At 54.0% G+C, this 14,734-nt stretch carries 10 protein-coding genes and 1 pseudogene; 1 reads left to right on the top strand and 10 read right to left on the bottom strand.

The annotated features are described in order from the left end of the window. Positions 1 to 233 precede the first annotated feature (233 nt). A complete protein-coding gene (locus VE954_RS15015; protein ID WP_324954128.1) occupies positions 234 to 1,172 on the top strand; it encodes a nuclease-related domain-containing protein in 939 nt (312 codons plus the stop codon). A gap of 2 nt (positions 1,173 to 1,174) precedes the next feature. Here the strand turns inward: VE954_RS15015 and VE954_RS15010 are convergent, their stop codons facing one another. The 10 genes and pseudogenes from VE954_RS15010 to VE954_RS14960 all read right to left on the bottom strand — a co-directional run bounded on the left by VE954_RS15010 (position 1,175) and on the right by VE954_RS14960 (position 14,716). Beyond that, positions 1,175 to 2,086 carry a hypothetical protein gene (locus tag VE954_RS15010; RefSeq protein ID WP_324954126.1) on the bottom strand — a complete coding sequence of 304 codons (912 nt, stop codon included), beginning with the start codon at positions 2,084 to 2,086 and terminating at the stop codon, positions 1,175 to 1,177. 36 nt (positions 2,087 to 2,122) lie between these two features. Further along, complete coding sequence (locus VE954_RS15005; protein WP_324954125.1) at positions 2,123 to 3,361, bottom strand: sugar ABC transporter substrate-binding protein; 1,239 nt, start codon at positions 3,359 to 3,361, stop codon at positions 2,123 to 2,125. A gap of 13 nt (positions 3,362 to 3,374) precedes the next feature. Further along, a pseudogene (locus tag VE954_RS43800) lies at positions 3,375 to 4,373 on the bottom strand (LLM class flavin-dependent oxidoreductase). A gap of 102 nt (positions 4,374 to 4,475) precedes the next feature. Next, a complete protein-coding gene (locus VE954_RS14990; RefSeq protein WP_324954121.1) occupies positions 4,476 to 5,444 on the bottom strand; it encodes an NAD(P)-dependent alcohol dehydrogenase in 969 nt (322 codons plus the stop codon). Positions 5,445 to 5,636: 192 nt separating this feature from the next. Next, positions 5,637 to 6,248 carry a DUF4142 domain-containing protein gene (locus VE954_RS14985; RefSeq protein WP_324954120.1) on the bottom strand — a complete coding sequence of 204 codons (612 nt, stop codon included), beginning with the start codon at positions 6,246 to 6,248 and terminating at the stop codon, positions 5,637 to 5,639. A gap of 242 nt (positions 6,249 to 6,490) precedes the next feature. Next, positions 6,491 to 8,050: a hypothetical protein gene (locus VE954_RS14980; protein ID WP_324954118.1), complete on the bottom strand. Its 1,560-nt coding sequence runs from the start codon at positions 8,048 to 8,050 to the stop codon at positions 6,491 to 6,493. Between the two features lie 58 nt (positions 8,051 to 8,108). Next, entirely contained in the window at positions 8,109 to 10,454 is a 2,346-nt protein-coding gene (locus VE954_RS14975; RefSeq protein WP_324954116.1) for an ATP-dependent DNA helicase, read from the bottom strand. A 10-nt stretch (positions 10,455 to 10,464) separates the two neighbouring features. Next, complete coding sequence (locus VE954_RS14970; protein ID WP_324954114.1) at positions 10,465 to 12,108, bottom strand: GIY-YIG nuclease family protein; 1,644 nt, start codon at positions 12,106 to 12,108, stop codon at positions 10,465 to 10,467. Positions 12,109 to 12,194: 86 nt separating this feature from the next. Next, complete coding sequence (gene mglC, locus VE954_RS14965; RefSeq protein WP_349263822.1) at positions 12,195 to 13,196, bottom strand: galactose/methyl galactoside ABC transporter permease MglC; 1,002 nt, start codon at positions 13,194 to 13,196, stop codon at positions 12,195 to 12,197. Between the two features lie 2 nt (positions 13,197 to 13,198). Next, the gene (locus VE954_RS14960; protein ID WP_324954110.1) at positions 13,199 to 14,716 is read right to left on the bottom strand and encodes a sugar ABC transporter ATP-binding protein; all 1,518 of its coding nucleotides are present in this window, start codon (positions 14,714 to 14,716) and stop codon (positions 13,199 to 13,201) included. Positions 14,717 to 14,734: the final 18 nt, after the last annotated feature.

The raw sequence follows: 14,734 nt of genomic DNA, 5'->3' as shown, positions 1-14,734 counted from the left end.
AGGATGGTCCTGAACCTTTACGGAAAAGTCATGACATTCCCAGGGTTTGAGCTCAAGCGTGGAAGATCACGTCCAGGTTATGAAAATTTTTCTTTCTGCCCAAAACGGTCTGACGCCTGTCAGGATTTTAGGCAGGCATCCCTCTGTAAGTGCATGATTATAAAAGCATCCTGGGCGGTGAGAGCCTTGCAGAATCAGCCTTGGGCCGAACCTGGTCTGAAAAAGGATGCTGTATGCTGGCGAAAAAAATGCAGTGGCTGCGCAAGTCTCAAATCAAATATCGGGCTGTGGCCAGCGATCAGGCTGGATCGCTGGGCGAGGAGCTGGCCCGGGCGAAGTTGCAAGGAATGTTCAAAAAGCTGCACGGCAAGGCCATGGTGTTTCAATCCCTGCGGGTTCCCAAATATCAAGGCTCAGGCAAGTATGAAGTGGATTTGCTTCTGGTCACAGAAGTGGGAATACTGGTTATCGAAGTGAAACACTGGGGTGGCCGTCTCTCGCGGCAGCGTGGCAAATGGCTTCAGGAACGTGGCAACGAAAAGAAAATTCTGGTTGATCCTATTCATTTGAATGCAGACAAGGCCATGTCCCTGATCCACTGGTTGGCTCAGCGTAACATTCATTTGCCCGATCATGCTGTTCACTCGATCGTCCTCTTCACCAACCCTCAGGTGGTGATGAGCCCTGATTTGAAGCAATGCGGAGCCGTCGTGGAAATGGCCGTTCTGGAGGCGCTAACCCTTGCCAAATGTGGGCAGCCCAAGCGACGATTCTGGCAAAAAAAGATTTCCCACAAGTTTAACTTTTCCAGCCTGGTTGAGGCGTTAAAGGAACTTCCCACCTGGGATCGCCTGCAGCTGCATGGGGGCCGGGTTGTGTTTGGTGATTTGGAATATATGTCGATACCGGAAATCCAGGCTTCAGCCGTGCAGCGAAAATATTTGCGTAAGGCCGATGTTCGCATGCAGCGGAATGTCCTGCCCGGCCTCTTTTTGAAGGCACGATTGCGGGTGACGGATTGGGCCGGGCGGCGGAAGGTTTATCTGCTCCACCCTGACGCAAAATTGGTGTTTCGTCCCGCCGGACAGAATGAAAAGGAAGAAATTTCCTGGGTGCATGTGGAATCCTTGCAGCTGGGCTGGAAGGATCATTCGTACTATAACGAACGTTAAGATTACGGGGCAGCCTGTTCATTCAAATGGGAACGTGCCCTGCGGATGGATGCCTCGAGATTCGTAAAAGCTTGTTCGACACCCGACTTCAATTTGTCGAAATCAGCCGAAGAGCCCCGCGTGAGTTGATCCAATTTGGTCCGCGCCATCGATCGATTGCCCGAAGCCGTCCGCAGGGATTCGCGAAATGCCTTGAGCTTCTTGCCTTTCAAAGTATTAGGCCTCGTGTCCAGTACGGCGATTTCATCCGCAGCTTTCTTCCAGCGGTTCAGCATGGTGTTTTCATACGATTGTTGTGCAGCTGACTTCGGACCCTGCGGCTGAGGTTGAACGGTGGGCTCAGGCTCGGGTTCAGGCAGAGGCGCTGGCGCCGGAGCTGCGGGTACGGGCACAGGAACGGGAACCGGGACAGGCACGGCGTTCGGTTTCGATGGGGCCTGCCGTCCTTGATCGGTGGGTTGGCCGGGAACCGGTTGAGCGTCCTGGTTTTGCGGTTGCCTTGGTGTTGCCGGTTGATCTTGATTTTGCAGGGGCCTTGGCGTTGCCGGTTGATCTTGATTTTGCAAGGGCCTTGGCGTTGCCGGTTGATCTTGAAATTGCCTCTGACCTTGATTGTAGCTTTCCGGTTGAGGTTCACCCTGCAGTGGTCTCGACCCTGGTGATGAAGGCTGGGCTTGAGGTTGACCCTCTTGATTCTGGGCCTGACCCGGCGGCAGTTGTGAGTTCTGTGGGCCTTCACCAGGAACCTGCCCCGGCGTGTTTCCTGCCGGGGCTGCGTTATTATCCTGCTGCACGGCACGAGGATCGACGTTATCCATGCCACGGTCGGAGGCATCCTGAGCCAGGGATGGTGTCACCCTCATGAAGAGACTGCAAACCGCGAGGGTTATCATTCCGTGTTTGAAAAAAATCATGAACACTCCATCACAAGTTCAAGGCGCAGCGCGTTGCTATTTTTTCGCGGCTGAAGGTTTGGGATCCCGCAGCGCGGCCAACGCTTCGTCAGCTGCTTTTTGCCCGGTTTTTGCGGCCCGCTCCACCGATTCCGTTCCGGACAGAGCGCGTTGAATCATGATGCGCATACCATCCCAGGCGGCTCGCATTTCGACCTGGGGTGGCATGGGTCGCGCTTGTGTGACAGCCTCCATGCTCTGCTTCAGCAAAGGAATGGATTGCAGCGCAGGATCCTGCCTCACGGCAACCGCAGCTGGAATGCTGGCCAACTGCTTGGCGATGCGCTTCTGCACAAGCGGCGAACCCGAAAATTCGATGAACTTCCTGATGGCGGCCAATTTGGGCCCTTGTGCCGTGGCATTGACGTAAAGGAAGCGACCGCCCATCATCGGCATTAACATCCTGCCTGTTTCGCTTAAAATGGGCAAGGGCGCGACGGCCAGATCCTGGCCCACCTGGTCGCGAAGGGCATTCAACTCCCAGTCACCACTGATATGAAAGAGCGCACGTTTGGATAAAAACAGGCTTTTGGCGCAGTCAAAATCACATTCGGCAGGCGTGATTTTCCAGGTGTCGCGCAGAGCCATCACATAGTGGAGGGCCTGCCGCGTTTCTGCAGTATCGATGGTGACGGCATGGGCCTTGTCCTTTTCGATCAAAGGCCAGCCGCCAAAGCCGCTGAGAAACGGAATAAACCAAAAAGGTTCGGACATATAATAGGCCAGTCCATAGCGCTGGCTTTTGGCGTCGGTATAAGCCTGGGCTTTTTCAATCAGGTCCTTGGTTGTTTTCGGTGCTTCTTTCACCTGGGATCGGCGATAGTACAAAAGCAGATGGGCGCCCTCGCTTAATGGGGCACCCCAGATTTTGCCATCAACTTCCGTCATGCGCTGCGAACTTTCTGTAAAGTCCTTCCTGGTAAACAACGTATCGACAGGCTGGATCACGCCGGCTTTGGCAAACACACCTGCAACATCATTAGGGCCATACACGATATCCGCACCATCGCCCGTGGCCGCGGACCGCAGGAATTTAGTGCGGAGAGTTTCGTTTTCATAATGCTGACGAATGATGCGAATTTTGGGATGATTTTTTTGGAATACCGCGATCCACTTATCAATCTCCTGGCCGATGGAAGGAGGATCCTGTTCCCATAGGTTGAGAGTGATGACGTCCTGCGCTTGCAAAGGCTTTTGGAGAAGAAGGAGAATCAAGGAATGGAATAAGAGTCGCATGACAAACCTCCACTTATTTACGCTCAGCGAATCGGGCGATGAGGTCAAAGGATCGCAAGCGATCGTCGTGGGTGTAAAGGTCTGAGGTGATGATGAGCTCGTCGGCTCCTGTACGCTCGATGAGCTGGCGCAGGCCGGCTTCGATTCGGGCGGGGCTGCCGACGACCATGGTGCTGGTCATCTGGCGAACAGCTTGCTCTTCGTTGGGGGACCACAGGCCCTGCATGCTACGAACGGGCGGTGGTGAAGGCTTGAGGTTGCCGCGAATGAGAGTCAAGAGTCTTTGATGAAGACTTGTGGCCAGATATTCTGCGTGGTCGTCGGTCTCGGCGGCCACGGCGGCGACGCCAATCATAACCTTGGGTTTGTTGAGGTGACGCGAAGGTTTGAATTCGGCACGGTAGAGTCGGACGGCGTGCAGCATTTCCTGGGGCGCAAAGTGGCCCGCAAAGGCATATGGACGGCCGAGTTGAGCTGCCAATCGAGCGCTATAGAGACTCGAGCCGAGGATTCAGAGCGGGATATCGATGCCGGCTCCTGGTATGGCTCGGACCTTTTGTTCGGGTTTGGCCGGCGCAAGATAATATTCGAGTTCCTCGATCTGTTCAGCGAAATCAAAGGGCAAGGCGGCTGCTTCTTTACGAATGGCTCGCATGGTGGCCTGGTCACTTCCCGGCGCACGACCCAGGCCGAGATCAATACGATTGGGATAGAGCGTGGCTAGTGTCCCAAATTGTTCGGCAATCATCAGCGGGGCATGATTGGGCAGCATAATGCCGCCTGAGCCCACCCGTATCGTTTGAGTATGCCCGGCAACGTAACCAATAAGAACAGCCGTTGCCGAGCTGGCTATGCCTTCAAGATTGTGATGTTCTGCCAGCCAGTAACGGGAGTATCCCCATTTTTCGGCGTGCTGGGCGAGATCACGGCTGGACTGAAACGCATCGGCTATGGATTTACCCTCGGGGTACATGGCGAGGTCCAGTACGGAGAGCGGAATATTCAGACTCATGTCATTCACCTTTACGCAAAATTGCCGAAAAAATTCGGCCTTGCGCAGGAGTTTAAGCTGAATTGTGCTTGATTTTGAACCTTAGAATGAACCGAGGGACGTTTAAACTGTAATCACAACATTGCCCTTTTTATGACCCTCATCGACATACGCATGAGCCTCGACCATGCGCTCCAGCGGGTAGGTGCGATCAATGACCGACTTGTAGGTTCCTGCCTTGGACAGTTCCGCAAGCAGGCGCACATCCTCGGGCAGCACCTTCGCCACACCGGCCACGACCTTGTGATCGGTGGTCATGTTCACCCAAACGGCACCCAGCGATTCGGGCAAACCGCCCAGGACCATAAGGAAGCGTCCGCCGGAACGGAGGGAGCCTTTGACGCGTGCATACGGTGCTGTTCCTGCTGTGTCCATGATGAGATCATAGGTTTGGCCATTGCGCGTAAAGTCTTCCGCCTTATAGTCGATCACGGCGTCGGCCCCAAGCGAGCGGACCAGTTCCAGGTTTGCCTTGCTGCACACACCGGTCACATGGGCTCCCAAGTGCTTCGCCAGCTGGATCGTCGCCGTTCCTACAGCTCCCGAAGCTCCATTGATAAGAAGCCGTTCCCCCCGCTGAAGTTTGCCTCGTCTTAAAAAGTCATGCGCTGTCGTGCCTCCAAAACAAAGGGCAGCGGCCTCTTCGAAGGTGATGCGGGATGGCTTGATGGCGAGCGGCCCGCTTTCAGGAAAGGTGCGGTATTCGGCGTAACAGCCTCCAAAGGTCGGGCTCATTCCAAAAACGGAGGCTCCGACTTCGAATTTTGATACCTTCGCGCCAACCGCTGCAATCACGCCTGAAAATTCCATGCCCAGGATCTTGGTCCGTGGCGCAAAAACACCCAGTGCCAGTCGCGAGAGGAGCCCAAAGCCATAGGGAACATTGAGGGCTCGCATTCTTGCGTCCCCTGATGAAACCGTAGTCGCACGAACAGCGATGAGGACTTCATCGTCTTTGGCGACAGGCTGCGGCATCTCTTTCAATTGAAGGACATGGGGTGGACCGTACGCTTCATAGATAATGGCTTTCACGTCGTTACTCCGAATCCTGACGAGGACGTTGCAGGCGCTGGCTCACGCTCGAGTCTGGAACAGCGTGTGCGGCTTTGTTCCAGCTTCGCTTATTTTCCATGAAGATACAAATGAAACGAATCGGTCGTTTGGCAGGGGATGGGTCGAAGCGGGATTGGGAGAGGAACGAGCTGCCGAAGCAGCTCGGAGGGATTACATGGCGTTTTTAGATGTTTGCAACTGCTTGGCGTGATCCAAGTGAGCGGCCACGTTCGTGCGCATTTTGGTGAGCATAGACTTGATTTCTTCCGTCTTGGCGTTCGGCACGAGTTGAGTGTCGATCGTGTCCAGAACAGTCTGGTGCATGGTCACCTGCTCATCGACATAGGTTTTTTCGAAGTCGTTGCCTTTTTTACCTTTCAGTTTGCTGTCACTCGTACGAGCCGCTGCTTCCAGCTGATCACGAATCCCGCTCGATTGTTCCTTGATTTTCAAACGGGCGTTCAGATCTTTCACTTCCTTGTTCGCCTGGCCGTGATCGTTCACCATTTGCTTGGCAAACTCCACGATTTCCTTGTTTTTGGCGGTTTTTTGAGCCATCTTGCCCTGATTCACTTCCGCGGTATTAGCAACCATCAGGATGGTTGTGATCTGGGAATCAGTCAGGGACTGAACAGGAGTTTGGCCGGGATCCTGGTTGGGCTTGGTTGCCAGGTTGGAAGAATTGGGTGCTGACTCAGGCATGGTGCCTTGAGCAAAACCGATGCTTGCTCCAGTCGCAATACAGCCGACAATAAGAGCCTTGTTCAATGTAGTCCGGATCATGGTTCTCTCCTTTTAGCAGGGATGCTGCGTATTCTGGCCAGAACTGCCAGTCTCGATCGTCTGGCACTGCAATCGAGCGCCATTCTTTACAAAACTTATGCCAGGATAGGAGCCTTGGGGCAGAAGGCTTTGAGATCACGCCGAAGTCTGCCTGTTGCATAATCACGTCTGTATTGTAGGTGAGGTGATGCACTGGTTAAGTCAACCATATCAGAATGAGATTCCGTACTTTGGACGTATGTTTAACCTTCTTCGATCATCTTTAAAAGCGTGCGCGCATCGTGCTGGTCCATCTGCTCCCAGGGTGTTGGTTTTTTAATTTTTTTCTTTAAATACATTCGACAATATGATGCCGCGGCATTGAGATCACCGGCCCGGTAAGTCATCGAACAGCACAGCAAAGCCGAATTAAGAAAATGACTTTTTTCGGGTGTGTGAGCACAAAGTTTTTGCGCTTCAGCGGCAGCATCCTCAAGTTGCAATGCCTCCAGTGTATCGCGCACCATGTCGGGCATGAGACGTCCTGATTTGAACAAGCCGTGCAGCGAGGCGATATCGTCAGCGGTACCGTTTCTTAAGAGCATTCTCAGCTCCGATGTCCTAAGTGCGGACGGGGCCGCGGGCCAAAAATCGAAGAAAATCTGGCTATTCTTTTTGGATAAGGCCGCCACTTGTGGGATGCTTCTGGAGCAGGAAGCAAGGGCACAATCTTGGAGAAAGGCGAGGATGAAATCGGCACTGGTCTGATAGGTCTTTCTCACGGCATCTGTCAGTTGGCCTTTTTCCGCACGAAACAGGCTCCCGTGCCAGGTAAAATCATCATGCTCCACGCCTGCACCAAAATCGACCAGAATCCGCGATGCATGCGGCAGGCTTCGATAGATGGCAAAGCGATCCTTGATCAGGCTCTTATCGAGCTGCGAAAGTATTAACAAGGGAGCCTGAACACGATGCCGGTCGCTCTTCAACTGCTTGAGGATGTCGACGTCGAAGTTATGAAAGGCCTGCCCTTCGAGGGTGGTGTCGAGTAAGATCACACCGGCGAGGTCGAGACCCGAGAGGGCCAGTTCGAGACTCTTTTGTGCCCCTCCGCTGTGTCCTAACAGAATAATTTTTTGCCCCTGGCCCGGAAATTTTGCCTGAATCGCGGTGAGTGCCAAACTTTGGTCCGATCCTGCCCAGCTCGTCTCGCGGCTGGATTGGTCGAGACTACCCGCAGCATCACTGCTGACCGCTTCCGCGATGACAAAGCCATGGCTCGCTAAAAATTCAAAGAGCGGAGCGTTTTCATCAAAACCGCCCTTGTTGCCAGTATTATAAAAGATAAGCGGAAAGGGTTTGGTTGAGGCTTTGGCCAGAGGAGCGTCGCGCAAGACGTTGGTGGGCCTGGAAAAGGCCAAGGGCAGGGGAGGCGTGGACATGGTACGAGGCAAGGGTGTCAACTGCGGAGTGATGGTGCGACCGTTATTCTGTCGATAGAGACTGCCCAGCAAATAATTTTGATAGTTGGTCAGGTATGTCTGCAGATCCGGGTCGGTCGATTGAAAATAGTCCTGGTGCCGGAAGATGACGTTGGATGCCGTGGCCGCAGTCGGATACCAAATATTAATAAGGACCTGTCGCTGAGGTTTTTTCCAGACCAGGTTCTGATTCCGATGCCAGGGATCTTCCACAACAAAGGACTGAAACCCAGGACGGTAAGGACCCTCGGCACTGAGTTGAGGAACAAGGCCCCAAATGTCCGGGGCTGCCTTCAGGACGTTCGGCAGCATCATCAGGATGAGGCAGAATAAAAGACGCATAACACTCTCCTTCAGTTCATGACGTGAGACGTATGGGATTGCAAAATGCGCCGAGGCTTTAGGAAGGATGCTCCTGAGCGGTCCAAAAGTCATCTACATCGCGGATAATTTGCGTGGAAACGAGCTCGCGTGCGGTTTCATGGAACCAATCCGTGGGCATGGTTTCCTGATAGTCGGCCTCCAAAAAACGCGGATCCATGAGGATGATGACGCCGCGTTCACCGGCATCACGGACGATACGTCCGGCGGCCTGAATCGATCGTGTCATGGCTGGATAGGTGTAGGTATAGGGACGGCCACGACGGTATTTTTTATCAAAGTAATCCTGCATCAGGTGACGTTCGAAATTGGCCGTGGGCAAGGCTGGACCCACAATAAAAACGTTCTGTATGCCGCGTCCTTTGAAGTCAATGCCTTCCGCCAGTGAACCGCCCTGGACCGCGAGTATCAGGAGAACCCCTTCAGTGTCCTGGATCACCTGCCAGAGATCATGCAAAGCGTCGGTACTCATCGCATTGTTTTGCGTGAAGATGGTCCAGTCCGGTTGCAGCTTTTGCAGCTCCGTCTGGACCTGACGCATGAAGCCATAGCTTGAAAAAAATACCAGACTAGGGCCCGGTTTGATGGCCACCACTTTTTGAATGATCTGCGCGATTCTGGGGTAATGCCTCTCGCGTTCCCGCAGACTCGTTTGCACCTGGGGGATGATGAGAATTTTTTTATGTTCACGAGGGAAGGGTGAACTCAATTCAACGCAGGTGGTTTTCTCCGGATCAAAACCAGCGATGTCGCGATAAAATGCAAAGGGTTTCAGCGTTGCGGAAAATGCGACCACACCACTGAATTGGTCCAGAATCGGTTGAATAAAGCCAGAAGGATCAAGACAGAGGGCCTTGATGATGGTGTCGCCACCCTCTCTTTTATAAATCAAGGGCACCGCATCGCGCGGCTGCTCCAGCATCTGATTGAGAGCTGTTAAGGCCATATAAAATTCGAAGAGCGGATCCTCGTGCGTGGGCAGGCCGTGTTCACTCCAGCGTTCAATCATCCCTTTGAGGCATTCTGCCAGAAGCGCTTTCACAGCTTTGGCATCGATATCGATACGGGCTTCCGCCTGGGCCGGACGAACGCCTTCAAAGAGCTCCTTGGCTTTCCGCACCAGGGCTTTGGGCAGGGCAGGGTTTTGCAGCGTGGAGAGTCGGATCTCCACGGAATAGGCATCCCGCACCCGCTCGGGCAGATTATGCGCCTCGTCGATGACCAGCACAGGATCAGGGAGGGGCAGGATGGGATCCTCATACCGGGTCAGGTAATTGGCAAAGGGCGAAAAAATATAGTTGTAGTCACAGATGACAAGGTCCGCTTCACGCAGCCGCTCCATGGAAATTTCATAGGGGCAGATCTCAAAGCGCTGCGAGAGGTTTTGAAAATAGCGGCAATCCCAAAGATTCTTTTTGGAATCACGGGGCAACAAGCCATGGGTTTCCACCTTGCTGTGATAGTCCTTGGCAAAGGTGCAGAGGCTTTCATGGCAGTTGACCTCGGCCTGACGACAGGCCTTGGCTTTGGACGTGAGGACTAGAACCTTTAAGCCAAGTCGCTGCTTGTGAAAGATGGCGACCAGATCCACAGCGGCTTGAAATTGGCTATTTTTGGGCGCTATATAGACCACGGGGCTGCCGCGCGCCAGGGCATGGACCAGGGCAGGGACCAGGACGCCCGCGGTCTTGCCCAGACCGGTGGGCGCCTGCAGCAGAAGATGCTGATCGTTTTCCAATGCACTCGTGACGCTTCCCATCAGCTGCACCTGCGAGGGGCGAGGTTCAGGAAAGGGAAAGAATATTTTTTTCGAAAGTCGATGGCGGTTTTTCGTGATGCCGCGAAAGCGTTTCAATTCCGCCACGATTTGGGTGCAACGTGCCTCGACCCAGACTTGAAACTCTTCCGGCTGAAACTCGACTGGCATCACCTCTTCCTGAAGAGTCTGCATACAGACAAGGCGCAGGTGCAGCTCGGGCACCTTTTTGGTTTTCTGCCAATGAAAATAACCATAAACCTTGAGCTGTAAAACATAGGGATGGTCGGGATTCTGGAGCAGTTCCTTTTGTAGGGTTGTCCAACGGTGGGTGGATTTAATTTCCTCAAGCAACGGCTGCTCGTGATTAAAAAAACCATCACAGCGGCCTCGAATATGCAGCTGGACGGATCCTTCCTTGAACGTCTGCTGCAAAGGATATTCGGCCTGATAAAGAGGGTCGGCCGCCCGCAGGCGATCCTGGATGCGAGTATGAATCTCCTGACCAAAATCCAAAGGCAGGAGGGTGGGGCCCGATCCGGACGTGAGGCTGCCTTCCCTACGCAAGGGCACTGCAAATTCACGCACACCTATCGGCAGTCGGGTCATGCTGGTCCTGTTACAAAAGATAACGTTGCAGTTCGTCCTGATCCAAGGTCAGGCCAGGTCTGAAGCAGATGCGTATTTTATCGCCACGTCGTAGACCCTTGCGTAATCCGCTATAAAGAATAGTCAGCCGATCGTGCATCGGCAGGTCCACTGCGCTCAGGCGTTCGGCTCGGGTGAGGCCCCAGGTTTCAGGGCAACCGGGCTCAACATCATGACTCGTTTCCATGGTAGGAATTCCGGTTTTCATCACGAGACGATAGGAACCGGCATCCTTGCCCTGGACGTGCCAGAGGATATGGCATTCCATCAAACGCAGCAGCCAGCGCGCCCGATGCAGCTGGCGCATCGCATGCAAGAGGGTGTGTTGAATAAAGGCAGCGGCCTGTTCGGGGGTGGCTTCCTCGGGTTCTTCCAGTGCGTCCTTATCATCCACGTCTTCATCAATCTCATCATCATCCGTTTCCACGCGGGCCGCTTCCCAGATCGTTTGGCCCCAGGTTTTCCATGTTTCAGCACACGGTTGGCTGGTCCCGAAGATGGTTTCCTTGGCGAGCGTCAGCAGGTCCTGGGAAAAGAACGCATCGAGCCAACGGCTGGCAGGCTTGGCCTCGGGCTTGACGGACGCCCCGGAAATAGAGAGGAGCCACTGAAAGTTCCACAGTGAGAGCAGCGGCCCCCAGGTCTGCCAGCCCCAGCTGGGACCTGCCGGCCACGATGCGGATGGCACGAGCCAATCATTGAGGCGAAAGCTCTGCACACGACGTTCGTCGGTTTTAAGAAGCCGATTATAAGGGGGATCCAGACGTTTGATTTCATCGCTTTCCAGAAATAAAGCTTCCAGCTCGGTGCTCACCATGCGGTATTGAAAATCCACGGCGCGGGTGAGCATTTCATTCAAACGGCTGCCCTTGGTTTTTTGGCCGCGAAAATAGGAATTCAATCGATGCTTCAGGCTGCTGGCTTTCCCCACATAGAGCACGCGTTGAGCCTGGTCCATAAAATAATATACGCCCGGAGCATTGGGGAGGGCGAGGCGCTTTTGTCGAATGGCAGCGTCTTGCAGGGGCAGGGATGCCGGACCTTGCAGCTGGGAGCCTTCTTCAACCATATATTTCCAGATATAAGCCGTGGCGATCAAATGATCGCGGGATCTTTTCTTGTCCCCCAAGGAAAAACCAGCATAGCCGGCCACCGCTCGCAGGCTGAACGACTTCAGATGCGGCATCATGCGTTTGGCCAGTTCATACGTGCAGGCCACCCGTTCATGCACTGAAATCCAGGGGAAATCCGGACGATCTGCAGCATCGGTGATGGCTTTCAACAGGAAAGGTCGTTTGAAGCGCGCGTAATGCACGAGAATCGGCAGACCATCATGTTCCCGTAGAAATTCGCAAAGTTCGGCAATGAGTGCCGCATAGGAAATGGCCGGCTCCTCCTGCCAGGTGCTGGCCGCAAGGCCAGTCAGTTTCTGAATGCGCCGCGAAAGGTTCGCGGATTCCCGAAGAGCGACAAGGCGGACCTGCCAGTCGACGGTCAACGGATCCGCAGAAGCCTGGTAGATGCCCCAGCCGGCTTCAATAATCTCGCAGGTCGCCGGGTTGGTGCCGGTGGTCTGGACATCAAACAGAATAAATTTTTGCGCAGAAAACGGCACGACGGCTCCCAAAGTCCCAAGGAAAACAGATTAGAATCACCTGTTTTGGGAGGTGGAGGCAAGCCGTCATTGGGACATTCTTGAGTTCAGCCTCTCTGCCAGTACTTGCGCACGTCGATCGCCACGGCCGTTATAATAATCAGACCTTTCACAATATACTGCAGGTTCGGGTTCATACCGATAAAGGTCAGGCCGTAGTTGATCACCGAGAAAATCAAAACACCTGCCAGAATTCCTGGCACAGTGCCGATACCGCCGCTGGTGGAGACACCGCCGACCACACAAGCCGCGATGGCATCGAGTTCATACATCTCGCCATAATTGCTTTTTGCACCACCCGATCGCGCGGCCTCCAGGACGCCGGCGAGTGCGGCGAGCGCACTGGCGGTGGCATAGATACGAATCAAGGAGCTGTCCACATTGATGCCGGAGACTCTTGCCGCTTCCCGATTCCCGCCGATGGCATACATGCTCTTGCCGGTCAGCGTTTTATTGAAAAGGATCCAGGCCAGGCCCAGGACCACAGCCGCAATCATCACAATGATGGGAATCGAGGCCACGCTTCCCGATCCCAGTTCCGTGAAATCGGGGCGGAGCCCGCCGATGGGTTGGGAGTTGTTGGGTTCTTGATCAAAATAAATCAGATTCAAACCAAAGATAATCACCATGCTCCCGAGCGTGGCGATAAACGGTGGAATCTTCAGCTTGGCCACGGCCAGACCATTGAAGGAGCCTACGACGGCCCCGACCAGAACGGCGAAGATGATGGGAATATACAAAGGCAATTGGCTTAAGCCGGGATAAAAACGTCGCGGATAATCATCGATCTGCAAAAGAGAGGCGGATAGGACGGCTGCCAAACCCACGACCCGGCCGGCGGACAGGTCCACGCCCCCACTGATCAGGACCATGGCACTGCCCAGGGCCAGTATCAGTTTGGTCGAGGAACTTAAAAGGATATTGCGCAGGCTCCCTACGGATAAAAAGTTGGGATCCTGCAAGGAAATTCCAGCCACCAGCAGAGCCAGCACCACGTAGATCGCGTTTTCAATAAGAAAAGTCAACGTTCGCTTCTGAAAGGAGTTCATCATCACCCAGGTTCCTTGAATTGTGTCGCGAGTCGCAGAATTTGTTCTTCCGTTGCATCCTGTCCCGGTAAAATACCAGCCATTCGACCTTCGCACATCACCAGGATGCGGTCCGAGAGGCCGATGAGTTCCGCCATTTCTGAAGAAATCACAATAACGCTTTTGCCCTGCCTGGCCAGTTCCATGATCATGCCGTAGATCTCGGCTTTGGCGCCGACATCGATCCCGCGGGTGGGTTCATCGAGCAGCAAAAGTTCTGGCAGGGTCAGGAGCCAGCGGGCGAGCAAAACTTTTTGCTGATTGCCGCCGGAAAGATTTTTGATGGCCGTGGTCCATGAGGGTGTCTTGATCCTGAGATCCTTGATACTGCGCTCCGTATCCTGAATGCGCAGCTGATTCCGCAAGAGGCCGCCTGGGCCTCGATAATGTTTCTGATGAGCAATCACTGTGTTTTCCAGCACCGACCAGCTGGGGAAAATGCCGGTCACCCGCCGTTCTTCGGTCAGGAGTGCCATTCCATGACGAATGGCATCACGTGGGGAGCGGATGACAATCTCGCGACCCTTCGAGAAAAATTTACCGCTGGCTTTGGGCCTTAGACCGAACAGCGTTTCCACCAGTTCGGTGCGCTGGGATCCCACAAGGCCACCAATGCCGAGAATTTCACCTTTTTTTACGGTAAAGGATATATCCCGGAGACGTCCGTTGGCTGGAGCACTGAGGTGCTGCACGTCGAGGAACACTTCATGCGCAATATTATTCTTGGGCGGAAAGCGCTGATCCAGCGTGCGACCCACCATGCTGCTGATCATCTTATCGATGGTCAGATCGGTCGCTTTCCAGGTCCCCACATTGCGGCCGTCACGGAGGATCGTGACGTCATCGGCGATCCGGAGGATCTCTTCCATCTTATGGGAGATGTAGATGACCGCCACCCCTTTTTGCGTCAGATCCTTAATGATCGCGAAGAGGCGCTCCGCCTCAGGACCAGTCAGCGAGGACGTGGGTTCGTCCATGATGATGACCTTGGATTGATAGGACACTGCCTTGGCTATTTCGATCAATTGAATTTTGGAAACGGACAGGCGCCCGATCGGAATCTTCGCATCGATGTCGATATTCAATTCACGAAAGAGTTTTTCAGTCGCGTCCTGCATCATCTGGTCGGAAACCCAGAGGAAGGGTCCCCAACGCTTGCGCGGAAAACGTCCGAGCCAAAGGTTTTCCATCACACTGCGTTCAGGAACCGGATGCAGCTCCTGATGAATCATCGAAATGCCAAGATCCAGAGCCTGTTTGGGTTCTTTGATCGAAACGGCTTTGTCTTCCAGAACAATGGTGCCGCGATCCGGCTGATAAAGTCCGAAGAGGCACTTCATCAGCGTGGACTTGCCCGCACCGTTCTCACCCATGAGGGCATGCACGGTCCCCGGCCGTACATTCAGGGTGACATCATCCAGGCTTTTCACTCCGGGAAAGAACTTGCTGATGCCCTTCATTTCCAGAACAAATCCACTCATGCTGCGGCCTCTCACTCT

Source organism: Oligoflexus sp. (assembly GCF_035638955.1).
Taxonomy (GTDB): domain Bacteria; phylum Bdellovibrionota_B; class Oligoflexia; order Oligoflexales; family Oligoflexaceae; genus Oligoflexus.
This window is presented reverse-complemented; position numbering and strand designations above follow the sequence as displayed.